Here is a 24,344-nt window from a genome sequence, read left to right on the forward strand (position 1 = left end):
ATTCGATCGGATCATTTCGCGGCGTAGCGGCTGCGGACCGCGGGCACCAGGTAGTGCTCGAAGGCGCTCTCAAGAGTGTGCAGCGGCCTCCAGTTCCAGTCGCGCCGCGCCGCCGAGTCGTCGATGTCCTCGGGCCAGCTGTCGATGATGGACTGGCGGCCCGGATCCGGCGCGAAGGAGATCTTGGCCGACGGGAAATACTTTTTCACGATCCGCTCGAAGTCCGCCGCGGTCGGCGAGAATCCCGCGACGTTGTAGACGCTCCGCGTCAGGCTCTTCTTGGGGGCGTTGGAAAGCTGCATCAGCGAGCCCACCGCTTCGGGCATGGTCATGAAGGGAATCCGGCTGTCGGGGCGCACGAAGCAGGCGTAGGGCCGACCCTGCGCCGCAGCGTGGACCATTTCCGGTCCGTAGTCGCTGGTGCCTCCGGCGGGCACCGTGTCGGCGCTCATGATGCCGGGGAAGCGGATCGAGCGGAAGTCGATGGACTGCGCCGCCCGGTCCTTCGCCAGCTTGCGGTAGTGCTCCTGGTAGTAGCGGCCCAGGTGCTCCCCCGCCAGCTTGTTGATGCCGTACATCGTGTGCGGCTCCAAATATTGGTCCTCGCGAACGGACTTGGCGCGCTTCTTCTCCTCCAGCGAGGGCAGCCCATAGGCGGCGATGGAACTTGGAAAGAGGAACTTCACGCTGCGGCCGTGGCTTCGCGCCTGCTCGGACGCCAGCTTGAGCAGGTTCAACGTGCCGACCACGTTCACCTGGTGGGCCGTTTCCGGGGCGAACTCGCCGCGGGTGGAAAGCAGCGCCGCCAGATGGAAGACCTCGTCCACTTCGTACATCGCCAGCAGGCGCTCCAGCAGCGAGTGATCGCAGATGTCGCCGACAAAGGCGTTGTCGCAATGCGCGCGGATGCCGGGAGCCAGTTCGCGGATGTCCACGGCGACCACGCTGCTGCCGCCGCGGGCCGCCAGCAGTTCGATGAGCGCGTGGCCCAGCTCGCCGCCGGCACCGGTGACCAGGATGGCCTTGCGACGCTGCAGTCCGCTCGCGGACGCGCTCTCTGCTGCGGGTGCGGTGGTTTTCATGGTTGCTTTCTCAGGCGACGCATTTGTACTTGGTCAGGATCTTCTTCGCCTTGAGCACGCTCTCGACTTCGTCGGCGGGACCCTTGTAGAGGATGGTCACCGGGCCGCGGAAGGTGCTCTTGCGCACGGTGCTCATGAGGTAGTCGGTCTTGAAGGTCGTGGACTCCCCGGTGGGAAGAAAGGCCAGATAGTCCGCGAGCACGGAGGCTGCATAGGGAATGAGCATCTCGAGGCCGCGCGAACGGTTGTAGGTGTCCTTGTCGCTGACCTTCCAGGAATCGAAGGTGGGTTCGAGGCGGATCGCGGGATTCTTCAACTGCTCCATCAGCGCCGCCATGAAGGTGCCGTTGCTGGTGAGCCCGCCCGAGCATTGCGCCACCAGCGGAAGCCCGGCCTCGCTGGCCATCTTGAAGGCGAGGTTGGCCCCGGCGACGGCGCGCGGAAGCTGCTCCTCGTAGGTGCCCTCGCCGCGCAGATCGATCGCCAACCCGGTGCAGGAGAGCGCCGAGGCGATGGCGCACCAGGGCTTCAATTTTTCGATCGCCGCGCTGCGGGCGCTCTCGTCGGCGGAGGCCAGCCCCGGACCGATCGCCGGATCGAGAAGGGTGCTGCGCACCTGACGCGCGTCGCACGCCGCGCGAAGGGTCTTGGCGGATGCCTCGGTGATGCCGGGCAGCAGCGGCGCGCTCCACTGGACGCGCGTCAGGCCGCACTTGGAGGTCACGAATTCCGGGAAACTTTCGACCGTCACCGTGCCGTTTTTGAAGAGCCGGTGAAATGAGGCCTGTGACACCGCCAGCGGATTGAGCGCCGCCTGGGCCTGACGAGCCGCCGCCTTCTCCGGCGAAAGCGGCGCCTGGGTGTTTGGCGCGGGAGTGTTCGGCGCGCCCGGCGTGCTCTGCGCCGCCAACGGCGCCGCGGCGCAGGCAGCGGCGAAGAGGCCGACGGGCTTCAGGAGGTTTCCGATGAACAATCGTCGCTGCATCGCAGGGTCTCCGCGCGGGAGGAAGAGGCCTATTCGTGCGGGGTCTGGTGGGGATGGGCGAATCGCTCGGCGATGTCGTCCACGTTGGTCCACCGGTTCGCCTTCACGTGGACGATGGTGCTCACCACCGCCAGCACCAGCGGCACCGCGCCGAAGGCCAGGAGCAGCTTCATCTGGTTGGTGTCCCGCAGCGAGTCGCCGACGATCACGCCGGCGAAGGCGGAGCACGCACCGTAGAGGATTGCGTTGAGAATGAAGAGCCGGATGGCGTGCCGGAACCTCCGCGGATTATGCGGCGGAGCATGGTGAGAATTGGACGGATGGGTCATTTGGCCGAGGATAGCCGAAGGCATGACCGATCGCCCGTCGCGGCTCGGCGCGGCCTGAGTTTCGTCGCGGCGGCCGCGTCGCGTGGACCGCGCAGAATTTCGTACTCTACGGGCGGCCGAATCCCAATCGAATGAAATCCATCTCCGCCAAGTCCAACTCGATGCTGCGGGCCCTCGCCTTGTGCGGCCTCGGCGCCGCGCTGTCGCTGGCGGCCTGCTCCAGCCAGGTCAAGCAGGTCCCCGTCGCGACCGCATGGAAGGACATCGATGTCGCCGAGAGCGGCCTGAAGAAGGCGACCAAGAAGCTTCAAGAGGCGCTGATGGGGGCGGCCAAGGACATGAACATCACCAATGCCGGCGACCTTGGCTCCAGTGCGCTGCGGCAGAACCTGCTCCGCGGCCTGCAGAAGATGCAGGCGGAATCCCCGGCCGCGGCCTCCTCGGCGCTGCTCGCCCGCACGCGCGTGCAGGGCGCGATCCAGGATCTGCGCCGCGACGCGGGCGCCCTGCAGGTGGGCATGATCGAGCTGGTCTCGGCGCTGCAGCGCGGCGAGACAAATCCGCCGGAGCGCGATGACATGTCCAAGACGATGTCGCGGATCAAGGTGGAGGCGGAGGGCGCCGTGGGGCTCATCAACTACGCGGAGCAGATCTCGGCGCAGCTGGAACGCCTGGGGAGCTGATTCTTTCATAAACTGCGACAGCCCCCGCAGCGGGCTGTGCCCCCATGTGCAACAGATACAAACTCCGAGCCAAGCCGGATGAGTTCGTCGCGTACTTCGGTGCGTTGCAGGGATTGCCGCGCGAGCCGATCGTGGCCGAGTTCTTCCCGGGCAAATCGGTCCCCGTGATCGTGCAAGCAGCTGAGGGGCGAATGCTTCAGGAGATGACTTGGGGCTTTCCCCCATTCAAGGGATCGAAGCCGATCAACAACACGCGCGCGGAAACCGCAGCAACCAGCGCATTCTGGAAACGGCATCTTGGCACGCGCTGCGTTTTCCCGCTGTCGGAGGCGATCGAGTGGCAGCATCGCACCGACGAAGCGGGCCGACTGCGCAAGGTGCCCCACTCCATTGGATTTTCCGATGGGTGCATTGGGGCCGTGGCCGGAATATGGGCGGCGAAGGAAAGCGGCGCTGTGTGCTCGATGCTGACATGCCATGCGAACCGCGCTTGGGCTGAAATCCACAATGCAAACCCCGGCGACCCGCGCATGGTGTGCTTCCTGCGGCAGCGCGAGGATGTGGAAGCATGGCTCGATGGGGTTCGGCCCTTTGCCGATGTGGCACAACGGCTTGGCCCGCTGCCGGATGAGCGCTCGCTTCTGGCCATTCGTCCGCTTGCCGCCAACGGCTGACTTTCCCAGGTCGTTTGTTAGGGTATTGTACGGGTATGCACATCGTCATGCTGGGCAGAATTGGTGCCGGTTTTCCCCGCGCCTCCGAGGGGTACGAAGAGCAAGGCATCGACCTGCAAAAACTGCTGGTGACCCACCCGGCGTCCACCTTTTTCTTCCGAGTGGTTGGCGATTCGCACAAGGTGGACGGCGTGCCCAGCGGTGCCGTGCTTGTGGTGGATCGCAGTGTGACGCCGAAGCCCGGCCTGCTGGTGGTCTCCGCGCGCGATGGCGAGTTCATCGTGGAGCACCTGCGCGCCGGCGACGAAACGATGGTGCAGGGCGTCGTCACGGCGTCCATCGTGAGGCTGCGATGATTGCCCTTGCGGACGCCAACAACTTTTACGCCAGTTGCGAGCAGGTCTTCAACCCGGCGCTGCGCGGCAAGCCCGTGGTTGTGCTGTCCAACAACGACGGCGTCATCGTGGCCCGATCCGCCGAGGCGCGAGCCTTGGGGGTCAAGATGGCGCAGCCCTACTTCGAGGCACGCTCCATGCTGGCCAGGATCGGCGCGCGTGTGCTGAGCAGCAACTACACGCTCTACGACGACATGAGCAATCGCCTGATTGAGATTTATCGCATGCACTCCGCGGAAGTGGAGCCCTACTCCATCGACGAATGCTTCATGCGCCTGGACGAGTCACGGCCCTTGGAGGCATTGGGGCGGCGCATCCGGGGCATGGCTGCGCAGTGGCTTGGTTTGCCGATCAGCGTGGGCATCGCCGCGACCAAGACCCTCGCCAAACTGGCCAACCGTGTCGCCAAGCGAACTCCGGAGCGCGGCGGCGTGTGCGTCCTGGCGGGAGCCCGTGACGTGGAGGACGCGCTGCGCAGTGTCGGCCTCACGGACCTGTGGGGGGTTTCCAGCGGCTACCGCAAACGACTGGAAGCCATGGGCGTATCGACGCCGCTGGAGCTGCGCGACGCGGACGAGCATCGAGTGCTCGCGCGACTGGGCGTGGTCGGTCAGCGCATCGTGCTGGAACTGCGCGGCATCCCGTGCATCGGCCTTGAACTGACGCCGCCGGACAAGCAGAACATTTGCTGCTCGCGCTCGTTCGGTGAGGAGACGATCCGCAAGGATGACCTGCATCGCGCATTGGCCACATTCGCATCACTGGCCGCGGCCAAGTTGCGCCGGCAGGACTTGGCGACCGGCGCGATCACGGTTTTCATCGGGACCAACATCCATGCCCCGCCGCAGGTGCCGCAGTACCACGCGAGCCACGGGGTGGGCCTGGCCGTGCCCGCCTACGACACACGCGAGATTGCCCAGGCCGCGCTGCATTGCCTGGAGCGCGTGTACCGTGCCGGGCATCGCTACAAGAAGGCGGGCGTCATGCTGCATCGGCTGTGCCGCCGCGAGAGAATGCAAGCGGGCCTTTTCGATGGCCGCGATCATGCGCGGTCGCGCCGCCTGATGCGCCTGATGGACGATGTGAATCGTGAATGGGGTGATGATGCGCTGCGCATCGGGTCTGCGGCTGCCCTGCGTCTGACTCCTGGGCGCACCATGCAATGGCAGGGCAAATCCGATAGCAGGTCGCCGCGGTACACAACCAAGTGGAACGAATTGCCCAAGGCCAAAGCAAGGGCGCAAAAGCCGCCTACGGGACTCGAACCCGTGACCTGAGCTTTACGAAAGCTCCGCTCTACCAACTGAGCCAAGGCGGCATCGCGTCTGCGACGCGGGGATGGAGTGTAGCCGTGCGTCCACGCCGACGGCGTCAGTGCAGGATCAGCTTGAGCACCTGCGCCGTGCCCACGTTGAGCGCCCCGTAGGCCTCCGAGAGCGCGTCGGCGTTGGCGCCCTTGGCGTCGGTCAGAGCCTGGCGCAACCGGTCGATCTGCTTCTCCTCGGCCTGATTGCCGTAGCGACGTCCGCTCTCAGCCACCAACTGCAACAGGACGATCTGCTGGGCCTCGGTCGCGGTCAGCGCCGCATTGATCAGTGCCCGCTGCGCCTCGGTGGTCGGCGTCACCGCCAGCACCCGTGCCACCAGAATCTGCGTCTCCTCCGTGGTGGACTGCAGTGCGTCGATCAGGTCGCGCGACGCGTCCGAGACCTTCAGCGGCGTCACCTGCATCTGCCCGATGGTGCGGAGCACCTGCAGCGCCTCTTGCTGCTGAGCCTTGGACTCCGCGGCGATGTCAGCACCCGCGGCGGCGACGCCGATGGTCCGGCCCATGAGCTGCTTGGCGGCGGCCTGGAACTCCGCTTCGCTGCGGCCCTGGAACCAGACGACCACCGAGGGGTCCTGGCGGATGGATCGGTCGATGCGGACCTCGTCCGCTTCAGGAATGGCCAGCAGAATCGGAGTGGCGGCCAGTGCGGAGCTGCCGCGCAGGGATTTCATCGCCGCCTTCATCTCGTCCGCGCCGCCGCTGGCAACGATCATGTCCGGAGCGCCGCGGCCCGCAAGCGTGGAGAGCACCGCCGGCGCCGAGGCGTCGGAGGAGAGCAGTGCGCAGCCGATTGCCGGCAGCCGGCCCTCAAGCTCGCGCCGCTGCGACTCGTCGGCCGCGATCACGACCACGCGGGGAGCGCTGCCCTGCTGCACCGCCGCCGCCAGAATGGGCACCACGCGGTCGGAACTTGGGAAGGCTTTCTCGGGCATCGCGTGGCCGATCGCCAGCGCGGCGGCCGTCCGGATGGTGCGGCTGGGATTGGAGAGACATCCCAGGATCGGGCTGCCCGCCTTGGAGTCGACCAGCATCGACTCGCTGGCGGTCTTGGCCAGGATGTGAATGGCGATCATGGTGAGACCCGGATCGTTGACGTCGCGGGCAAGCTTCAGCACGCGTTCCGCCTGGGCGGAGCCCGCGGCCAGCGTGATGCTCAGCATGGAGTGCGCACTGCGCTCCTCCTCAGGAATCGCCGTCTCGCTGCGCAGTCCGGCGGCCAGGTAGATGGAGAGGGCGTCGACCGCGGCGGGATCGAGGCGCATGGCCTCCTCGGCGCAGCGCTTGGCCATCAGGTCGCCGTAGATGTCCGTCGGAACCAGCTTGGGTTCGATGGTGCCGCTGCTCTCGACCGACCAGACGACCTGGGTCGGCTCGCCGGGATAGGGCGTCAGCGCGTCGCGCGAGACGAAGTAGTCGCGGGCCAGCGAGGTCCAGAGTCCCAGCTCGGTGGCGCCATCACTTTTCAGGGAGCGCAGGGTCGCTTCCGCGGCCAGGCGCACATCGCTCGAAGAAGCGAGCCGGACGGTTTTGGCCAGCCAGGGCGCCGCCAGCTTCGAGTTGATCGCCGTCAGCATGTTGCAGATCGCCACCTGCTCCGGCGGCGCGGCGGTCACCAGCACCTCGGAGAGCGGCAGCACGGCCCCGCGCCCGATGGCGATCAGGGTCTGCGTGGCCCGCAAAGCCAGCTGCGGATTGCCGTCGTCGCGCATCGCCTTGAGCAGCGCGGGCACGGCGTAGGCCCCCGCCGCGGTGAGTGTGCCCTTGGCCATCGACTGCTGGCGCATGGTGCCGCCGAGTTGACGCACGGCCTCGTCGATGCGCTTCAGGTCGCGCGCCAATTCCAGTCGTCCGGCGGCGACGCGGACCTCGATCTGCGAAGCGAGTTCGGCGACATCGCCCATGCCCTTGGCGGCGCGCACGGCGCGGGTCAATCGCTCCTGGTAGCCCGCTCCGTCGACCATCTGCGCCAGCTGCCGGTTGGTGGCGCCGCTGTCGAGCAGGAACTTGGCGTTGGTCTCGGCGCGCTCCTTGCGGCCCACGAGCACGCTGTAGAGAAACTCCTCCATCGCCTTCTGCTTGGCGGCCTCCTGGGCGTCGGCCGGCGCGTCGGACTGCGCCGGAACCGCGGCGGCGGGCTCCTCCTGCGCGGCGGGCGCGGCCATCGGCTCGCTCTCGCCCGCGGGCTTCGCGTCGGTGGAATCGTCGCGCGACGCGAGCGAAACGCTCGCCAGAGCCAGAGCAAACGCAATCGAGGGGGCAATCACTTTCACAGGGTTCTCCGTACGGGGTCTTTCAATCAGGCGAAGGGGTGAATCTACGGCACAAATGCTTCGCGGGTCAACGAAGAAAATGAAGCGGCCCGCCGGAAACTCCGGCTCAAAGCCGCTAGACTCCGCCGGTCCTGGTGGATCGGGGTGGTTCCTCGATGGCCGGGCACCTTTTGCGGCCGCTCCGCAAAAGTTGCTTAGGGAAGGCGGTGAGAATCCGCCGCGGACGCGCCGCCGTAACGAGCCGCGGGAGTCATCCCGCTCGAGCGCCCAATAGCCACTGGTCCCCTCGCGGGACTGGGAAGGCGGGCCGCTCGGATGCTCGAAGCCGGAAGACCTGCCTGGACCCACGGTCACTGCCCTCGCGAACTTAGGGCAAGGACAAGGCTTCCTTTCTGGAGCCCGGCATGCGTTCTTTTCGTCCCGCGATGATCCTGCCGCTGCTATTGGCGGCGGAGTGCTTTGGCGATTCCCCTTTCGCGACCCGCGTGGTCTCCTACGCGCCCGGCAGCGGCGCCTCGCCGGGCCACCGCAATCCGCAGTCGGCGCTGGGCGAGCCGGCCCGCGACACCGGCCCCGCCAGCGCGCCCGAGACGGTGACACCTTTTCAACCGCCCTGGCGGCCCGACCAGGTGGTCTCGATCGGCGCCGGCGGTTCGCTCGTGCTCGAGCTCGGACAGGCCGCGATCGATTCGCCCAACAATCCCTTCGGTATTGACTTGATCGTTTTTTCCAACGCCTTCTTCTCCGATGTCTCCGGCGGCTTTGGCAGCCCGGGCATCTGCTTCGGCGAGGGCGGCTTTGTGGATGTGAGCGATGACGGCTCCACGTGGTTCGAGGTTCCGGGTGTGCAGGCCGACGGTCCGATGCCGACGATGGGCTACATCGACGCGGGTCCCTTCGACCACGCGCCGGGCGCGCTGCCGACGGATTTTCGCAAGCCGATGGACCCCGCGATCGAGCTCGCCGATCTGCAGGATCTGGACTTCGTCGATGTCGTGAATGCCTACGGCGGCTCGGGCGGCGGAGCGGGCATCGATCTCGCCAGCGTCGGACTGAGCCAGGCTCACTTCGTCCGCATCCGGCAAGTCACCGGCGCCACGACGTCGCCGGAAGTCGACGCGGTGATGGTGGTGCGGCCGGTGCTCTTCGGCGATCTCGACGGCAATGGCGTGATTGACGGCGGCGACGTGGGGCTGGTGCTCCTTGATTTCGGTCCCTGCCCCGGCTGCCCCACCGATCTCGATGGTTCGGGCGAGGTGGATGGCGGTGATGTCGGCCTTCTTCTTCTGGATATGGGCAATGAGATCTAGTCGCGGCGCAAGAGCCTTCACGCTGATCGAAGTTCTGGTGGTGGCGAGCATCGTCAGCCTGCTGGTCGCGCTGACCATGGGCGGGCTCGGCAGCGCCATGGCCGCTTCAAGAAGTTCGCGCTGCTCGAACAACCTGCGGCAGTTCGGCGTGGCCGCGGAAGCCTACGCCTCCACCTATCACGATTCGTTTCCCGCGGCGGTGATTTATTTTCAGCAGGGCGACTCGGTGCGCACGGTGGGTTGGGATTTCGAGAGCAATGGAGGCGGCGCGACCAAGCCCGGGTCGCTGGCGCTCTTTGTCGACCAGGCGCTGGACGCCCTGCGCTGCCCCGACTATGAGCCGGTGCCGGGGCGTGAGCCGCTCACGGGCTATCACTACAACACCTCGTTCATCGGCCACGAGGGTTTCTATCCCGAACTTGGAAGCGACGGCCGCATGCACGATGGATGGTCGCGTGTGCGGCTCGGATTGAACGCGACGCAGAGGCGGCGCACGGATACCGTGGCGGTGTTCGCCGATGGAGGCTTTCGCGGCGGGACCAACCGATTCATGCGCGCCCCGGGCAACACCGTGGAGTCGGACGCGGGCCTGATCCACGCGGGCACCAGCGCCTTCCGCCATCGGGGCTGCTGCAACGCCTGCTTTCTTGATGGGCATGGCGCCACCTTCGGCGACCCCTGCCGAAGCGCCCTCTCCACCGCCGATCTGCTGAAATACGTCGTGGACTTTCCCCGCAATGGATTCTTGAGCGGCGACGACTCCGCCTACGATCCGCGTTGAACATGGTGATCGACCGCTGCGTCTGCTTTGATCTCACCTTCGCGACGGTGCTTGAAAAGGCCCGCGCCCAAAAGCAATCCTTCGAGGAGGTCGAGCTCTCGCTCGGCTGCGGCGGCGGGTGCGGGCTTTGCAGACCGTACTTGCGCCGCTGCCTTCGGACGGGGCAAACTTCATTTGTGCAGATCCTTACCGACCAGGATGAGCCCGGGTCACCTGCGCGATCCTGAGAAGCGGATCAGCCCCGGCCGAAGCGCCGCTCAAGTTCGCGGTAGGGAATGCGCATCGCGGTGGGCCGGCCATGCGGACAGTTGGTCGATCGTTCGACGCGCTCCAGATCCTGAAGCAGCGACGCAATCTCAACGTCGGAGAGCGCGTCGCCCGCTTTGACCGCCGCCTTGCAGGACATCATGTCGAGCACCTCGGAGAGCACGGCCTCGCCATCCTCGGTGCTGGCGCGGTCGCGCGAGAGCCAGCCCAGGATCAGCTCGGCCACATCGACCTTGCGCTCGACCAGGAAGAGAGGTTCGGCGAACAGCGCGGCGCTCTTGGGACCTGCGGCCCGCACATCAAAGCCCAGCCTTTGCAGGAGCTCCTGCGAAGCCTCGAGCCGCTCGAGCTGCGCCGCGTCCAGCGCGATCATTCGCGGGACCAGCCTCGGTTGAGAGGGCAGCGATCCAGCAGTTAATTTGGACCGCAACTGCTCGAACATGACCCGCTCGTGCAGCGCGTGCTGGTCGACCACCACGATGCCGTCGGCGTCGAAGGTCAGCAGCCACGCCTTGCCTGCCTGGAGAAAGCGTGTCGCGGGACGCGGCGCCGCCAGCAAGCCCGGCTCATGCATGGTTCCGCCGGCCGCTGGATTTTCCGCCAGCGCCGCGCCGGAGCTCGACGCGCCGGCGCCCGAGGCGCCGCCCATGCCCAGTGCATCTCTCAGAGATGCGAACTCAAATCCGCGCTCGCCCCCGTGAGGAGTGAAGCTCGCGTTCTGCCAGGAGTCTTCGGCCGAGCGCGGCGACGCGCCTTGATGCGCTCCGCTTCCGGAACTTGTTCGCCACGGCGCGCCGAAGGACGAGCCGCCCAACGGCAGCGATGGAACCAGGTTCGCCCCCTGCAAAGCGCTCCGGACTGCGCGAAGCAGCGCCGAGTGGATCAACGCAGGCTGGCGAAAGCGCACCTCGCTTTTGGCGGGATGGACATTCACATCCACCTCGCGCGGATCAATGTCGATGGCGATGAAGCCCACGGGCGTGCGGCCGGGCTCGACCAGCCCCCGGTAGGCCTCGCGCATGGCATGCATCAAACCCCGATCGGAGATCGGCCGCCCATTGAGCGTGATCCGCAATCCATTCGCCGAGGCCTTCGCCTGGTCGGGTCGTCCGATCAATCCCCAGATGGCCACGGCGCCGGCGCCGCTCAGATCCACCGGAATTAATTTCCCGGCAAACTCATCGCCCAACACCGCCTCGACCCGCAGCTGCGGATCCTCCACGGCGGGCAACTCAAGGGTCATGCGGTCATGCTGGTAGAGCCGGAACGAGACTTGGGGGCGGCCCAGCGCCAGCCATTCCAGGACATCGACCACCTTGCCGGCCTCGGTCGGGTCGCTGCGAAGGAACTTTCTCCGCGCCGGAACCTGTCCGAACAGCTGGTGCACCTCGACGCGGGTTCCCACGGGACTGGCTGCCGGTCGAACCGGTGCGAACTGGCCGAAATCGACCTCGATCGAGGCTCCTTGGCCACCGGATCCGCTGGAAGCGGGCCGGGAAACCACCACCAGACGCGAAACGGAACCCACGCTTGCCAGCGCCTCGCCGCGGAAGCCGAAGCTGCCGATGCCGGCCAGGTCTTCGGCGGTGGAAATCTTGCTGGTGGCATGCGGAGAGACCGCCAGAAGCAGATCCTCGGCGGAGATTCCGCCGCCATTGTCGGAAACCTCGATCCGTTCGCGACCTCCCCCCTCGATGCGCACCTCGATCTGGGTGGCCCCGGCGTCCAGGGCGTTCTCCACCAGCTCCTTCACCACGCTTGCAGGCCGCTCGATCACTTCGCCGGCCGCGATTTGGTTGACCAGGTGCTGCGAGAGTCGGCGGATCGGCATCGCCCGATTCTATCGGCGCCGGTTTGTCCCCCGCCGGTCCCCCATTCTTCACCAAGACTTCACGCGATTTTTTCGCTCGCGCCGGGACAAATTGACGATGTTCCGTTATGGTTTTGCCCAGGATGGCCACCCTCGTCATCGGAGACCTGCATGGATGCGGGATGGAGTTCGTCGAACTCCTGGACATCGCGCGACGCGATCGGGTGGACGCACGAATAATTCTTGTTGGAGATCTTTTCACCAAAGGACCGCGGCCCGACCTGGTCGTCGAGGTGATCTCCGAGTTGCGCGCAGCGGGTCGACGCGTCGAGAGCGTCTGCGGCAACCATGACCTTCGCTTGATGGACGCGCTGCGCCGCTGCGACGCCGGCGCCACCATGGACGAGCTGGCCCCAGCCGAGGAGGATGCGATCCGAGTTCTCGAGCGCTCCGGCAAGCTGACCGCAGCACGGCGCATCCTGACCGAGACCATCTCCCGCACCCACATCCAGGGCCCCGGTTGGGCGGTCGTGCATGGCGGCATCGATCCGCAGCTTGGGCTGGCGGGTACGAGCGACTTCGAGAAGATCCACAAGAAGGCCCCGCCGGGTCGCCCCCACTGGTGGGAGTCCTACAACGGCGAGGATGGATTGATCATCGTGGGTCACAAGCCACTCTTTGAGCCGATGGTGCTGCGCCGCGACGGCGATCCCATCGTGGTCAATGTCGACACGGGCTGCGCCTACGGTGGATCCTTGACCGCCTACTGCATCGAAGAAGATCGCCTGATCATGGTGCCCTCGCAGCAGCCTTCGCGCGACGGATTCGGCGCTACGCCAGTCGCCACTGCGCCGCGATGGGCATCGGGCGGCCCCGTCCGAACGTTCGCGCGGCGACCTTGATGACCAGCGGGGATTGATCGCGCTTGAACTGGGCGCGGTCGATGGCGAGGCACCAGCGCTCCACAAGCTTGGGATCCAGTTTGGTGATGCTTGCGATCGCGGCGACGTCGCCTTCATGCTCGATCCATCCGGTGACGATCTTGTCGAGGTCCTCGTAGGGCGGAAGCGAATCCTGATCCGTTTGATCGGGACGCAGCTCCGCGCTGGGCGCCTTGTCGATGCTCGCCTGCGGGATCGGCGCCTCGGCGAAGCCCAGCGACTTGAAATTGGCGTTGATCCACTTTGCAAGCGCGTAGACCTGCGTCTTGAGCAGGTCGCCGATCGGCGCCATGCCGCCCACCATGTCGCCGTAGAGGGTGGCATATCCGGTGGCCAGCTCACTCTTGTTTCCGGTGGCCAGCACCAGCGAACCATCCGAGTTGCTCACCGACATCGAGGTCAAACCGCGCAGCCGGCTCTGCAGATTCTCGTCGGGCAGCCCCTCGAAGGCGCCCAGCCCCTCCTTCAGCCGCTTCGCCATCAGATCGTGCGCGGCATCGATGGGCAAGGAAAGCAGCTTTCCAAGCTTCAGCCGCTTGGCCAGCTCGCGGGCGTCGTCGACGCTGCCGGCGCTGGAGTATTTCGAGGGCATCATGATGCCGGTGACGTTGGCAGCACCGATGGCCAGCGCCGCCAGGCACGCCACCAGGGCCGAATCGATGCCGCCGGAGAGTCCGATGGTGGCCCGCGTGTGCCCGGTCTTGCGGAAATAGCCACGGATGCCGCAGACGATGGCCCCCACCAGATCGCTCTCGTCGCCGGGGGGCGGCGGCTCCTTTCCAGCGGCCGCGGCTTTGGGATCGACCACCGCCAGCGAGGCCTCGAACAACCTCGCCGCATGGGCCACGTTGCCGGCGCGGTCAACGCAGAGTCCCGACCCGTCGAAGACCAGGTCGTCGTTGGCGCCGACCTGCTGGCAGGACGCGATCGGCACCGAAAACTTTTTCGCGATCTGCACCAGCCGCTGCCGCTGGCGGGCGCGCTTGCCCAGCACGAAGGGGCTGGCGCTGGCCACCAGCAGCGCGGTGGCGCCCAGCTTCATCGTTTCCGCAACGGGATCGATCGAATAGTTGCGCGGGATGGAGACGTCGTCCGCGACCCAGAGGTCCTCGCAGATGAGCAGCCCGAATTTTTCGCCCTCGTGCTCCACGACCAGCGGACCCGCTCCCGGTGAGAAGTAGCGGTCCTCGTCGAAGACGTCGTAGGTTGGAAGCAGGCGCTTGTCGTAATGCGTTTCGACTTTCCCCTTGCGGCACACCGCGAGTGAATTGGCGAGCCCCCGGCCTGCCCGCTCGACTCGCCGCACGGTGCCGATGATCATGGTGAGGTCGGGAAACTGCAGGGCGAGTTCCGCGACCGCCTTCTCGCACGCCTCGGCGACCCCGGCGCGCAGGACCAAGTCCCGCGGCGGATAGCCCAGCAGCGCCATCTCCCCGGTGAGCAGCAGCGAAGCACCTTGTTTTCTTGCCGATTCAGCGGCGTCGGCGATCCGCCGGCGGTTGCCCGCCACGTCGCCGACCGTCGGATCAAGTTGTGCCAGAGCCGCTCGCATCGTGCGGATGCTACGAATTCTTCCGATTGCTGTTTGACCTTCGCTCAGCTCGCCTGCGACCAGTGGTCATCGACCGCGGTCAGGATGGCGCGGACCGTGCAGGGCTTGGGCACGATGGCCGAGACGCCGGCGCGAATGAGCGTGGCCTCGTCGCCCGCGGTCATCGACTCGCCGGTGGCCACCACCCGTGAATTTCGTTTCTCGGCGCGGAGCCAGGAGGCCAGCCCGGCGGCCTCGTTCACGCCGATGTTGCAGTCCACGATGATCGAGCTCGGGCGCGAGCGCTCGCAGATCACTCCCGCCTCGAAGGCGCTGCGCACCACGACCGCGTCGCGCTTGGTCTCCTGGGCGATCACGTCGCGCAGGATCTTGCTGGTGTTGGGATCGCTGTCGACGATGAGAAGGGTTCCCTCGCCGGTCGACTGGGTGAATCCGGTCAGGGGCAAACCGTGGGCCCGCATGAAGCGCTCGAGCGTTTCTCGGGTCACCCTTCGGTCTCGGCTTCCGGGGATGCGGTAGCCCTCGAGCCTTCCGCAGTCGATCCACTTGCTCACCGTTCGGGCCGCGACATTGCAGATCGCGGCGACTTCGCCGGTGGTGTAGACACGTTCTTGATGGAGTGTTTCGGTCATGGCTCGAAACCAATCGGTCCAACACCGGGGCGACTTAAGCCTGTGGGTTTCCACTTTCAATTTTTTCCGTTATTGGCGCGGAACAGACCGCCCTTCCCCCTCGGCCGGAGTGGCTCAGGAGTCCTGAAGGGGCTTGGATTCGGCGATGACCCGGATCCCCTTGCTCGCCAGGGCTTCGCGAAGCTGGGCCAGATGCTCCGCATCGCGGACCTCGACCGTGCATTTCACCATCACGGTGCTGATGTCCGCCCCGCCGAAGGTCCGGTCGTGCTCGATCTGCTTCACGCTGGCGCTGGCCTGGGCGATGGTCGAGGCCAGCTCCGCCAGCCCGCCCGGCCGGTCGGAAATCACGGCGGTGAACCGGGCCATGCGGTGATCCAGCACGATGCCGCGCTCGATCACACGGCTGAGCACCATGGGATCGATGTTGCCGCCGCAGAGCACCAGTGCGACCCGCTTCCCATGCAGCGATTTCAACTTGCCGGCCAGGAAAGCCCCCAGTCCGATGGCGCCGGCACCCTCGACCACCCCCTTCTCCAATTCAAGGATCCGCAGGATGGCCAGGGCGATCTCCTCCTCGCGCACCGTCACCACCTCGTCCACCCGGTTGCGGGCCAGGGCGAAGGCGCGGTCGCCGACTTGCGGCACCGCCAACCCGTCGGCGAGCGTCGCGCCGACCCAGGCGTCGACGGGTCGCCCCGCCGCCATCGCCTTGAGCAGGCTCGGGCAGCGCTCGGGCTCGACGCCGATCACCTTGAGGCGCGGATTTTTTTCCTTGACCGCGATCGCCAGCCCGGCGATCAGCCCCGCGCCGCCGACGGGCACCACGATGGCGTCGAGGTGGCCGACCTGCTCGACGATCTCCAGGCCCACCGTGCCCGCGCCGGCGATGATGGCCGCGTCGTTGAATCCGTGGACATAGGTCAGCTGCTCCGCCGCCGCGATCTCATCCGCGCGGGTCTTGGCCTCGGCGATGTTCTGCCCATGCAGCAGCACCTTGGCGCCGAAGGCGTGGCAGCGCGTCTGCTTCACCAGCGGCGCCCCCTTGGGCATCACCACGGTGATCGGGATGCCCAGCTCGCGCCCGTGATAGGCCAGGGCCAGGGCATGATTGCCGGCGCTGGCCGCGATCACGCCCCGTGAGCGGGTGGCGGAAGGCAGCAGAAGCAGCGCGTTGCGGGCGCCGCGCTCCTTGAAGCTGCCGGTGCGCTGCAGGTATTCGGCCTTGCAGAAGATGGTGGCGCCGCAGAGCTCGGAGAGCGCGGCGCTCTCAAGGCAGGAGGTGCGGATGATTCCATCCGCGATGCGGGCCTGCGCGTCGACGATGTCCTGGTAACTGACGTCCGCCGCGACGGAGCTGCTCACGATGGAACCCCGCACCGGTGCCGGATCATCAAACCTTCGGGCCCGCGGCGCGGACCGCGTCGCTGATCGCGAACTTCTTGTCGTTGGCGCGGAACTTGGCGGCCAATTCCTTGGCGCTCTTGTCGTAGGCGGCGCCATCCTTCCACGTCTTGCGCGGATCGAGCACGTCGGAGGGAACGCCGGGCACTTCCACCGGCATCTGCAGACCCAGGATCGGATGCGTGGTGGTCTTCACATTCTTCAGCGAGCCATTGAGGATCGCCGTCACCATCGCACGCGTGTAGGAGAGCTTGAAGCGGCTGCCCGTGCCGTAGGCGCCGCCGGTCCACCCGGTGTTGAGCAGCCAGACATCGGTGCCATGCTTGCGGATGCGCTCGGCGAGCATCGCCGCGTAGACCATCGGCGGCCGCGGCATGAAAGGTCCGCCGAAGCAGGCGCTGAAGTTCGGCTGCGGCTCGGTCACGCCCGCCTCCGTGCCGGCGAGCTTGGAGGTGTAGCCGTTGAGGAAGTAGTACTGCGCCTGCTCGGGGGTCAGCTTGGAGAGCGGCGGCAGCACGCCGAAGGCGTCCGCGGAGAGGAAGATGCAGTTGGTCGGATGTCCCGCCACGCTGGGCAGCACCGCGTTGGCGATGTGGCTCAGCGGATAGGTGGCGCGGGTGTTCTCGGTGCGCTTGGTGCTGTCGTAGTCGGGCACGCGCGTGACCGGATCCACCGTCGTATTTTCCAGGACGCTTCCAAATTTGATGGCCTGGAAGATCTCCGGCTCGGTGGCCAGCGAAAGCTTGATGCACTTGGCGTAGCAGCCGCCCTCGATGTTGAAGACGCCGCGATCGCTCCAGCCATGCTCGTCGTCGCCGACCAGGTCGCGGTTGGGATCGGCGCTCAGCGTGGTCTTGCCGGTGCCGGAGAGGCCGAAGAAGATGGCCACGTTCTTGGGATCCTTGCGGTCCACATTGGCGGAGCAGTGCATCGGGAAGACGCCGCGGTCGGGCAGGTCGTGGTTCATCGCGTAGAAGATGCTCTTCTTGATCTCGCCGGCATAGCGCGTGCCGATGATGACCACGCGCTTGCGCTCCAGGCTCTGCACGATCGCCACGCCGCCGGTCACGCCGTACTTCGCCGGATCGGTCAGCTTCATCGATCCCGCGTTGATGATGGTCCAGTCGGGCTTCCAGGCGGCGAGCTCCTTGGCCTCGGCGTTGATGAAAAGCGTCTTGGCGAAGAGCGAGTGCCACGCCTCCTCGGTGAAGACGCTGACCTTGCAACGGTAATTCGCGTCCGCGCCGGCATAGCCGTCGAAGCGGAAGAGATCGCGGCGCTGCCGCAGATGGTTCATGGCCAGGGCGTCGAGGGCTTCAAAGTTCTCCGGTGAAATGGCCTGGTTGACCTTGCCCCAGTCGATGTTGCCGTGGATGCCGGCGGTGTCCTCGAGGAACTTGTCGTTGGGGCTGCGGCCGGTGCGGTCGCCGGTGTCGCAGACCAGGGCACCGTTGGCCGCCAACACACCTTCGCCACGGGCCAGGGCCAGCTCGACCAGTCGCGGCACGGGCAGGTTGGCGTGAATGGCAGCGGTGCCAAAATCAAGTTTGCGATCGGTGGCGGTTGGCATGGCGGTGGCTCCTAACTGGGACAAAGTCGAAACGAGGGACTCTACCACGAACCCGACGTCCAATCCAAGCGAGCCGGCTCATCGCAAATCATGACCCTCTTTGACCGCGACGCCTCAGATGCCGTAAAGTCCCCTGCTTCGGATGGCGGTCGTAGCTCAGTCGGTAGAGCAATGGGTTGTGATCCCATGGGTCGCGGGTTCAAATCCCGTCGATCGCCCTTTCTTGTGAAATGCGTCGCGATTCAATTCCCGCCCGCCTGGGAGAACGTGGAGAAGTCCCGCGGGCTGATCGCCGACCTGCTCGCGGAGGCCGGCGACCTGTCCGGTGCATTGGTGGTGCTGCCGGAGATGGCGGAGAGCGGATTCACCAACCATCCCGAGCACTGCACCGACGGCAAGTCCGAGCGGTTCGCCTGCGATCAATCCAGGAAGCATGGCTGCTTCCTGCAGCATGGTTTCACCCACGCGGTCGGAAGCTCTTTTCAGAACCGAGTCGCGCTGGCCTCCCCTGAGGGAAAGATCATCGCCCGCTACGCCAAGGCGCACCTCTTCTCGCTTTCCGGCGAGCCTGCCCATTATTCCGCGGGAAGCAGCGCGACGGTCGCGAGGCTGACAACGACCGGCACACCGGTGGGCATGCCGGGAGTTTCGGTCGCGCCGATGATCTGCTACGACCTGCGATTTCCCGAATTGTGGAGGCACGCCGCACTCGCGGGCGCGGAGCTCTTCTCGCTTTCCGCCTGCTGGCCCGCGACTCGGAGCGGCCATTGGCGCAGCCTTGCCATCGCGCGAGCGATCGAGAACCAGGCGGTGGTCGTGGCGTGCAATCGCACCGGCAGCGAGCCAAACACCCAGTATTCCGGCGGCTCGCTCATTATTGGTCCCGCCGGCGAAATAATCGCCGAGGCTTCGGACAAGCCGGAAGTGCTCGCGGCCGAGGTTGATATCGGGGAAACCCGTTCGTGGCGCCGCAAGTTCCCCGCGTTACGGGACATCCGCCGGAATTGGCTCGGTCGCTGCCGCGTGAATGATTGTGGAGAAGTCGCGCCGGATTGTTGACTGGACAGCGGAACACTTTAGACTGCGCGGGTGTGATGAATGTTCCGTGGCGTCGCAACTCCTTGGCCGAACGATGAATCCAAATCAAACTGTGGTGCCGCGGGCTGTCCCACTGAATCCTGACCTCGAAGGTCGGATCCGCCGGGGCTGCTTCGGCGCCGCGTCAAAGTCGATGCGGGAATTCGGCGTGAGCCCGGACGAAATCATCGAGCATCTTTCGCAGGCCGGCCTCGCGGTCGCCTCGCGTCCCGAGCGCGTGCTTGAAAATCTGGAGGGCATCGTCCACGCCGTCGCCTGCATCTCCGGCAACGCGCGGGCCTGGGTCGAGCTGGCCACTCAGCATGGATGGTGCCTGGAGCGCGCCGCCATGGAGCGCTTCGGCGTCGATGGCGGACTCGCGGCCCACCGCTTCTGGAGCGAGCTGCGCATCGGCACCTGCGGCGGGATCGGCGAATGCCGCAAGGATGGATGGCCGCTGCCGCGACTGCAATGGTTCGCGGGACTGCGCCCGCTGCGGCACTGGCTCGCGGACCGTCTTTTCGGCGGCCTCGAGTCCCTCATCGAAGTGCCGATCGGGGCGCGGCTTGACATGGGCGCGAACCCCCATAGGCTTGAGCCCGTGGCCAAGAGAAACGCATCCTCTCTTGCTTCGGCAACTTAGCTCAGCCTGGTAGAGCATCGCATTGAAAATGCGGGTGTCCCCGGTTCAAATCCGGGAGTTGCCATTCTCGATTTCACCGTCCGACGGCCAGTGGGCCCGGCCCGGACGAATGCCCCGCGGCAGCCCGCCCGCAAATCCATACTCCCGATCCAACCGCTCACGCAGAACATGCTCGCCGACCAGACGCACGCAGGGATGCATGAGCAGGACGCGCCGGACGAAACGCCCGGCGCGCGGAGCGAACTCCGCGGTCGACATCAGGTGCAGCTCGTTTCCCCTGGCCTCCAGGGGAACCATCGCGAACTGCCATGCCTGTCGACGACTCACATTGCAGATGCCCGGCGTGAAATTCTTCATGAGCAATTGATCGGGGGTTTCCCACCGCGACTGAAGATGAATTCGCGTCTTTGCGCCGGGGTTTTTCCGTCTGTAACGGTGGCGACGATCGCATCGCTTCAGGCCGGGGTGAACCCCAGGTGAATCGCGTTTTACACCTCCTTTTACAGGCCCGACTGGCGCGGCAACTCGGACGTTCGCGCGACGCGCACACGATTCGCACGCTGCAGCGCCTGTGCATGCTGCTGGAGCGCGCCGGACCGGAGCGACTCCCCTCCGCGGCCGCCGAGGCGCTGGTCGCGCTGCGGCTCATCCGCGCCGGCTTCGCCGTGGAGGCGGACGTCCCAACGCCCAGCGGACGAAGCTGCGACTTCCGGGCGACGCGCCGCGGCGAAAGCATGTGCGTGCACGTCAAGCGGCTGATCACCGGCGCCGCACCGCGGCTCGACATCCCCCGTCCGCTGCGCAGTGCGATCCACTGCGGCCGCAAAGTGCGGGGCGAGCTCTGGTGGGAGCCACGCCTGGGGCCAAGGGCGCTGGCGCGGCTGGGGCGCTCCTTCGACGCCTTCCTGCGCGAGGCCGCCATCGGCGAGTCGCTCTCGGTGCGCGACGCGCCCGACCGCGAGATCGGACGCATCCGCATCCACCGACCCACCGCGCGGCGCATGGAGCTTCGCCTGGAGCGCGGCGACCGGGCGCGGACCCTGGACCGGATCGAGCGGCTGATCCTCCGCGCCTTCGACCAGTGCATGCCGCGCGCCGCCAACGTGATCGCGCTGGTCGGCGACCACGCCGACGACTGGGAGCTCTTCGACGTTGCGCTGCGCGGCGGCTTCGTGGAGCGGTGGGATCGCTATCCCAGCCGGGGCGAACGGCGCGCCTACGGCCGCGCCGACGATGGAATGTGGTCGCACCACCGCGCGCCGTGGTGCCGGCTCGCGGTTTCCCTGGCGATCCAGATCAAAGGCGACGAAGTCGAACTGTCGCCCGGCGTCCTGCTGGCGCGCGAGGAGGATGGGGCGCTCGACGCGTCCATCACGCTCGCCCGGCGCGGTTTGCTTCGAACCCGCTAGCCCGGCGCGACCTCGTTCGAAGTCTCAGGAGCGACTTTTTTTGCGCGGCGCCGGAATCGCGACCGAATCCGCCAATCGCTCGTGCGGCGGCTGGCGCCGAGGCACCGCGGCAGCGGCGGCCTCCCAATGATTGCGCACATAGTCGGCCGCGGGCATGCCCTCGATCTGAAACTGCGTCCCCCGCGCCAGCATCAGGTCGACATGTCGCCGCCCCACCTCCACGGTCAGCGTCACCACGCCGTCGGTGTAATCGCGATGGGACACCTGGCAGCGCTTCTCCAGGAAATCGATCATTCGCGCCTCCTTGAGCGGAACGGTCACGGCGATGGTGCGCAGCTCGCCGCGCATCGCGTCCATGACGCGCTGCTTCAGCAGGTCGAGGCCGCTCCCCTGCTGCGCGCTGATCACGATCGCGTCGGGCTTGAGCTCCAGCCACTCGTCCAGCGGCCGCACCCCTTTGGCCGCCAGGCCGCGGATCTCGCCCAGCCGATCCGCCTTGTTGAGCAGGAGGACGCGCGGCTGGTCGGTGGCGCCGATCTCCTCCAGGGTCTTCTCGACCACTTCCAGCTGCTGCGGTGCGCGCCGATCCGAGACGTCGATGAGCAGCAGCAGCAGGTGCGCGTGGATCGCGTCCTCCAGCGTGCTGCGAAAACTCGCGACCAGATGATGGGGCAGATCGCGGATGAAGCCGACCGTGTCCGAGAGCATGCAGGCATTGCCGCCGCCCAGGCTCCACTCCTCGACGCGTGTGCCCAGCGTCGCGAAAAGCTGATCGTTGGCGAAGGCGCCGCCGCGGGTCAGGGCGTTGAAGAGCGTGCTCTTGCCGGCGTTGGTGTAACCCACCAGCCCCACGGTGAAATGGCTGTCGCGGCGCCCCTGCACCTCGCGCTCCTTGCGCTGGGCGATCTCGACCAGCTCGCGGCGCAAACGGTCAAGCCTCTCCTTCACGATGCGCCGGTCGATTTCGATCTGCTGCTCGCCGGGCCCGCGCGTGCCCACGCCCATGGGCGAGCCGCCGGTGACCTGACCCAGGTGCTGCCACATCGCGCGAAGGCGCGGCGCGGTGTATTGCAGCTGGGCGATCTCGACCTGCAGCTGCGCCTGTCGCGTGGAGGCGCGGTTGGCGAAGATGTCCAGGATCAGTTCGCTGCGGTCGATCACCTTGCAGTTGAGCGCCTCCTCGAGTCCCTTCAACTGGCTCGGCGAGAGGTCGTTGTCGAAGATCACCACGCCCGCCTTGAGCTGCTTGGCCATCAGGCCCAGCTCCTCCACCTTGCCCTTGCCCAGATAGGTCGCTCCGCGGGGCTGCTTCATGTTTTGCTCGAGCTCGCCCGCCACTTTCACGCCGGCGCTTTCCACCAGGGCTCGCAATTCCGCCAGAGGATCGTGGTGATCGAAATCGGAGTCGGGCAAATGCACCTGCACCAGGATGGCGGACTCGGAAAGCGTCGAGCCGCGATGAAGATCCGTTTCCACGAAACGATTCTAGGATGCCGGGCGTGAATGCACCGCTCACCGTGCTGGCGCTGGAAACCAGCTGCGACGAAACCGCCGCGGCGGTGGTGGAGCTGCGCGAAGGGCGGCTCGTGGCCCGGTCCAGCGCCGTCATCGACCAGGACCAGGTGCACGCCATGTACGGCGGCGTGGTCCCCGAGCTGGCCAGCCGCGCCCATCTGGAAAAGCTGCTGCCGGCGATCCGCGCCGCATTGAGCGGCGCCGGCGCATCGTTCGATCAGCTCGATGCGGTCGCCGTCGGGATCCGGCCGGGACTCATCGGGTCTCTGCTGGTGGGGACCAGCGCCGCCAAGGCGCTGGCCTGGTCGCTGGGAAAACCTTTTCTGGGAGTCGACCATGTGCTCGCCCATCTGGTCGCCTGTCATTTCCAGCCGGAACCTCCCAGCTATCCGGCGCTGGGGCTGGTCGCCAGCGGCGGTCACACGCACTTCATGTTCCTGGAATCGCCGCTGGAGGCACGCGTGGTCGGCCGCACCCGCGACGACGCCGCGGGCGAAGCCTTCGACAAGGCCGCTTCGATTCTGCAGCTCGGCTGGCCGGGAGGACCCCTGCTGGAAAAACTCGCCCGCGACGGCAACGAGCGAGCTTTCGACTTTCGCGCCGGCCACTTCGCCGGCAGCGCCGACATCTCGCTCAGCGGCGTGAAGACCGCCTTCCTCTATGAAGTCCGCGGTGTTCCCGGCGCACCCAATCGCCCCTCGCGGCCCGCCCCGCCCGAGCTCACCCCTTCGCGAAAGGCCGATCTGGCCGCCTCATTCCAGCGCGGCGTGGTGCAGGGACTGGAGAAATGCCTGCGATCCGCGTGGGAAGCGCATCCCGCCCGTTCGATTTGCGCCGGCGGCGGCGTGATCCGCAACGAAAGCGTCCGTACCATGCTGCAAGACTTCGCCCTTCGGGAGAAGGTTCCCTTGTTCCTCTCGCCCAAGGAATATTGCACGGACAACGCCGTGATGATCGGTGGGCTCGCGCTGCTGCGGCTGGCGGCGGGCGAGCGGGATGATCTTTCGCTGGCCGCCGAGCCCCTTTCCCGATTGCGATCCCGATGACCTACCGACCTCCGCATGTCTCCGACAAATTCCAGATGGTGCCGGCGCCCCATCCCGCGACGATCGACGAGATCGAGCTGCTCAAGGAGTGCCAGGTGGAGTTCGGCCGCGTCTCGGGCCCGGGCGGACAGAACCGCAACCGCCGCGACACCGCGGTGTGGATGATCCACACGCCGACGGGCATCGAATCCCAGGCCACCGAGCGCCGAAGCCAGGCGCAGAATCGCAGCATGGCGCTGAAGCGCCTGCGCCGCCGGCTGGCAATCCAGTTGCGAGTGGCCACCAACCGCGACCGTCACGCGGCCTCGGAGCTGTGGCGCTCGCGGCGGCAGGGCGACAAGATGTGCGTGAATCCCGACCACGAAGATTATCCCGGCCTGCTGGCCGAGGCGCTGGATGTGGTGGTCGCGCGGCGCTTTGACCTGGCCGGCGCGGCGGGCGTGCTCGGCATCACCATGAGCCAGCTGAGCCGGCTGATCCACCACGACAAGGCCGCCTTCGCGCGGGTCAACGAGGGCCGTGTCGAAGTCGGTCTGCCGCCGATTCGAAAATAGTTCCATGCGATTGCACCGACGCCTGCCGTGAGCGGTTCGGATCGCCTGCGCCGGTGTGGGCTGCCCTGCGCAATCACGAGATACC

The 24,344-nt window shown here is 66.6% G+C and carries 24 protein-coding genes, 3 tRNA genes and 1 riboswitch; of the genes, 15 read left to right on the forward strand and 12 right to left on the reverse strand.

Annotated features, from left to right (window positions below):
- Positions 1–11 precede the first annotated feature (11 nt).
- The 3 genes from K8R92_10185 to K8R92_10195 are packed head-to-tail and all read right to left on the reverse strand — an operon-like array spanning position 12 to position 2,396.
- Positions 12–1,037: an NAD-dependent epimerase/dehydratase family protein gene (locus K8R92_10185; protein ID MCE9620262.1), complete on the reverse strand. Its 1,026-nt coding sequence runs from the start codon at positions 1,035–1,037 to the stop codon at positions 12–14.
- A 55-nt stretch (positions 1,038–1,092) separates the two neighbouring features.
- On the reverse strand, positions 1,093–2,067 hold the full coding sequence (locus K8R92_10190; protein ID MCE9620263.1) for a TIM barrel protein: 975 nt from the start codon (positions 2,065–2,067) through the stop codon (positions 1,093–1,095).
- A 29-nt stretch (positions 2,068–2,096) separates the two neighbouring features.
- Complete coding sequence (locus K8R92_10195; GenBank protein MCE9620264.1) at positions 2,097–2,396, reverse strand: hypothetical protein; 300 nt, start codon at positions 2,394–2,396, stop codon at positions 2,097–2,099.
- A gap of 131 nt (positions 2,397–2,527) precedes the next feature.
- Here K8R92_10195 and K8R92_10200 point away from each other — a divergent pair, with 131 nt between their 5' ends.
- Genes K8R92_10200 through K8R92_10215 form a run of 4 tightly spaced genes read left to right on the forward strand, consistent with a single transcriptional unit; the run spans position 2,528 to position 5,425 of the window.
- Complete coding sequence (locus K8R92_10200; GenBank protein ID MCE9620265.1) at positions 2,528–3,079, forward strand: hypothetical protein; 552 nt, start codon at positions 2,528–2,530, stop codon at positions 3,077–3,079.
- 44 nt (positions 3,080–3,123) lie between these two features.
- Positions 3,124–3,753, forward strand: a complete 630-nt coding sequence (locus K8R92_10205) for an SOS response-associated peptidase (GenBank protein MCE9620266.1) — start codon at positions 3,124–3,126, stop codon at positions 3,751–3,753.
- Between the two features lie 35 nt (positions 3,754–3,788).
- A complete protein-coding gene (locus K8R92_10210; protein MCE9620267.1) occupies positions 3,789–4,109 on the forward strand; it encodes a hypothetical protein in 321 nt (106 codons plus the stop codon).
- Complete coding sequence (locus K8R92_10215; GenBank protein MCE9620268.1) at positions 4,106–5,425, forward strand: Y-family DNA polymerase; 1,320 nt, start codon at positions 4,106–4,108, stop codon at positions 5,423–5,425. The genes K8R92_10210 and K8R92_10215 overlap by 4 nt, the downstream gene beginning before the upstream one ends.
- On the opposite strand, the gene K8R92_10220 is transcribed toward K8R92_10215, so the two are convergent.
- Positions 5,394–5,466, reverse strand: a tRNA-Thr gene (locus K8R92_10220). The genes K8R92_10215 and K8R92_10220 overlap by 32 nt on opposite strands.
- Before the next feature lie 53 nt (positions 5,467–5,519).
- Positions 5,520–7,748, reverse strand: a complete 2,229-nt coding sequence (locus K8R92_10225) for a HEAT repeat domain-containing protein (protein MCE9620269.1) — start codon at positions 7,746–7,748, stop codon at positions 5,520–5,522.
- A gap of 144 nt (positions 7,749–7,892) precedes the next feature.
- A riboswitch (cobalamin riboswitch) is annotated at positions 7,893–8,105 on the forward strand.
- Positions 8,106–8,152: 47 nt separating this feature from the next.
- Here K8R92_10225 and K8R92_10230 point away from each other — a divergent pair.
- From K8R92_10230 to K8R92_10240, 3 genes are read left to right on the forward strand one after another with little or no spacing between them, the layout of a single operon-like run.
- Entirely contained in the window at positions 8,153–9,058 is a 906-nt protein-coding gene (locus K8R92_10230; GenBank protein ID MCE9620270.1) for a hypothetical protein, read from the forward strand.
- Positions 9,048–9,839, forward strand: coding sequence for a type II secretion system GspH family protein (locus K8R92_10235; protein MCE9620271.1), 792 nt, complete (start codon positions 9,048–9,050; stop codon positions 9,837–9,839). The genes K8R92_10230 and K8R92_10235 overlap by 11 nt, the downstream gene beginning before the upstream one ends.
- Before the next feature lie 2 nt (positions 9,840–9,841).
- The gene (locus tag K8R92_10240) at positions 9,842–10,066 is read left to right on the forward strand and encodes a (2Fe-2S)-binding protein (GenBank protein ID MCE9620272.1); all 225 of its coding nucleotides are present in this window, start codon (positions 9,842–9,844) and stop codon (positions 10,064–10,066) included.
- An 8-nt stretch (positions 10,067–10,074) separates the two neighbouring features.
- Here the strand turns inward: K8R92_10240 and mutL are convergent, their stop codons facing one another.
- The gene (gene mutL, locus K8R92_10245; GenBank protein MCE9620273.1) at positions 10,075–11,937 is read right to left on the reverse strand and encodes a DNA mismatch repair endonuclease MutL; all 1,863 of its coding nucleotides are present in this window, start codon (positions 11,935–11,937) and stop codon (positions 10,075–10,077) included.
- A gap of 122 nt (positions 11,938–12,059) precedes the next feature.
- Here mutL and K8R92_10250 point away from each other — a divergent pair, with 122 nt between their 5' ends.
- Positions 12,060–12,818 (forward strand): metallophosphoesterase, encoded by a 759-nt coding sequence (locus tag K8R92_10250; protein ID MCE9620274.1) that lies wholly within the window; start codon positions 12,060–12,062, stop codon positions 12,816–12,818.
- On the opposite strand, the gene K8R92_10255 is transcribed toward K8R92_10250, so the two are convergent.
- The 4 genes from K8R92_10255 to pckA form a co-directional block, all read right to left on the reverse strand.
- Positions 12,748–14,409, reverse strand: coding sequence for an NAD+ synthase (locus tag K8R92_10255; GenBank protein ID MCE9620275.1), 1,662 nt, complete (start codon positions 14,407–14,409; stop codon positions 12,748–12,750). The two genes, K8R92_10250 and K8R92_10255, sit on opposite strands and share 71 nt — an antisense overlap.
- 44 nt (positions 14,410–14,453) lie before the next feature.
- Positions 14,454–15,041, reverse strand: a complete 588-nt coding sequence (locus K8R92_10260; protein ID MCE9620276.1) for an excisionase family DNA-binding protein — start codon at positions 15,039–15,041, stop codon at positions 14,454–14,456.
- Between the two features lie 114 nt (positions 15,042–15,155).
- Positions 15,156–16,544, reverse strand: a complete 1,389-nt coding sequence (ilvA, locus tag K8R92_10265; protein MCE9620277.1) for a threonine ammonia-lyase — start codon at positions 16,542–16,544, stop codon at positions 15,156–15,158.
- The gene (pckA, locus tag K8R92_10270; protein MCE9620278.1) at positions 16,435–18,015 is read right to left on the reverse strand and encodes a phosphoenolpyruvate carboxykinase (ATP); all 1,581 of its coding nucleotides are present in this window, start codon (positions 18,013–18,015) and stop codon (positions 16,435–16,437) included. The genes ilvA and pckA overlap by 110 nt, the downstream gene beginning before the upstream one ends.
- A gap of 145 nt (positions 18,016–18,160) precedes the next feature.
- On the opposite strand from pckA, the gene K8R92_10275 reads away from it, so the two are divergent.
- The 4 genes from K8R92_10275 to K8R92_10290 all read left to right on the forward strand — a co-directional run bounded on the left by K8R92_10275 (position 18,161) and on the right by K8R92_10290 (position 19,799).
- A tRNA-His gene (locus K8R92_10275) sits at positions 18,161–18,233 on the forward strand.
- Between the two features lie 7 nt (positions 18,234–18,240).
- A complete protein-coding gene (locus K8R92_10280; protein MCE9620279.1) occupies positions 18,241–19,074 on the forward strand; it encodes a carbon-nitrogen family hydrolase in 834 nt (277 codons plus the stop codon).
- Between the two features lie 187 nt (positions 19,075–19,261).
- Positions 19,262–19,735, forward strand: coding sequence for a hypothetical protein (locus tag K8R92_10285; GenBank protein ID MCE9620280.1), 474 nt, complete (start codon positions 19,262–19,264; stop codon positions 19,733–19,735).
- A tRNA-Phe gene (locus tag K8R92_10290) sits at positions 19,726–19,799 on the forward strand. The genes K8R92_10285 and K8R92_10290 overlap by 10 nt, the downstream gene beginning before the upstream one ends.
- Here K8R92_10290 and K8R92_10295 read toward each other — a convergent pair.
- On the reverse strand, positions 19,781–20,092 hold the full coding sequence (locus K8R92_10295; GenBank protein ID MCE9620281.1) for a hypothetical protein: 312 nt from the start codon (positions 20,090–20,092) through the stop codon (positions 19,781–19,783). The two genes, K8R92_10290 and K8R92_10295, sit on opposite strands and share 19 nt — an antisense overlap.
- A gap of 119 nt (positions 20,093–20,211) precedes the next feature.
- Between K8R92_10295 and K8R92_10300 the strand changes: the two genes are divergently transcribed.
- Entirely contained in the window at positions 20,212–21,144 is a 933-nt protein-coding gene (locus K8R92_10300) for a hypothetical protein (protein ID MCE9620282.1), read from the forward strand.
- A gap of 24 nt (positions 21,145–21,168) precedes the next feature.
- On the opposite strand, the gene hflX is transcribed toward K8R92_10300, so the two are convergent.
- Positions 21,169–22,620 carry a GTPase HflX gene (hflX, locus tag K8R92_10305; protein MCE9620283.1) on the reverse strand — a complete coding sequence of 484 codons (1,452 nt, stop codon included), beginning with the start codon at positions 22,618–22,620 and terminating at the stop codon, positions 21,169–21,171.
- 23 nt (positions 22,621–22,643) lie between these two features.
- Between hflX and tsaD the strand changes: the two genes are divergently transcribed.
- Entirely contained in the window at positions 22,644–23,705 is a 1,062-nt protein-coding gene (gene tsaD / locus K8R92_10310) for a tRNA (adenosine(37)-N6)-threonylcarbamoyltransferase complex transferase subunit TsaD (protein ID MCE9620284.1), read from the forward strand.
- A complete protein-coding gene (locus K8R92_10315; protein MCE9620285.1) occupies positions 23,702–24,259 on the forward strand; it encodes a peptide chain release factor-like protein in 558 nt (185 codons plus the stop codon). Before tsaD ends, K8R92_10315 begins: the two co-directional genes overlap by 4 nt.
- The last annotated feature ends 85 nt before the right edge of the window (positions 24,260–24,344 follow it).

The organism is Planctomycetota bacterium, assembly GCA_021414025.1.
Taxonomy (GTDB): Bacteria; Planctomycetota; Phycisphaerae; order Phycisphaerales; family SM1A02; genus SYAC01.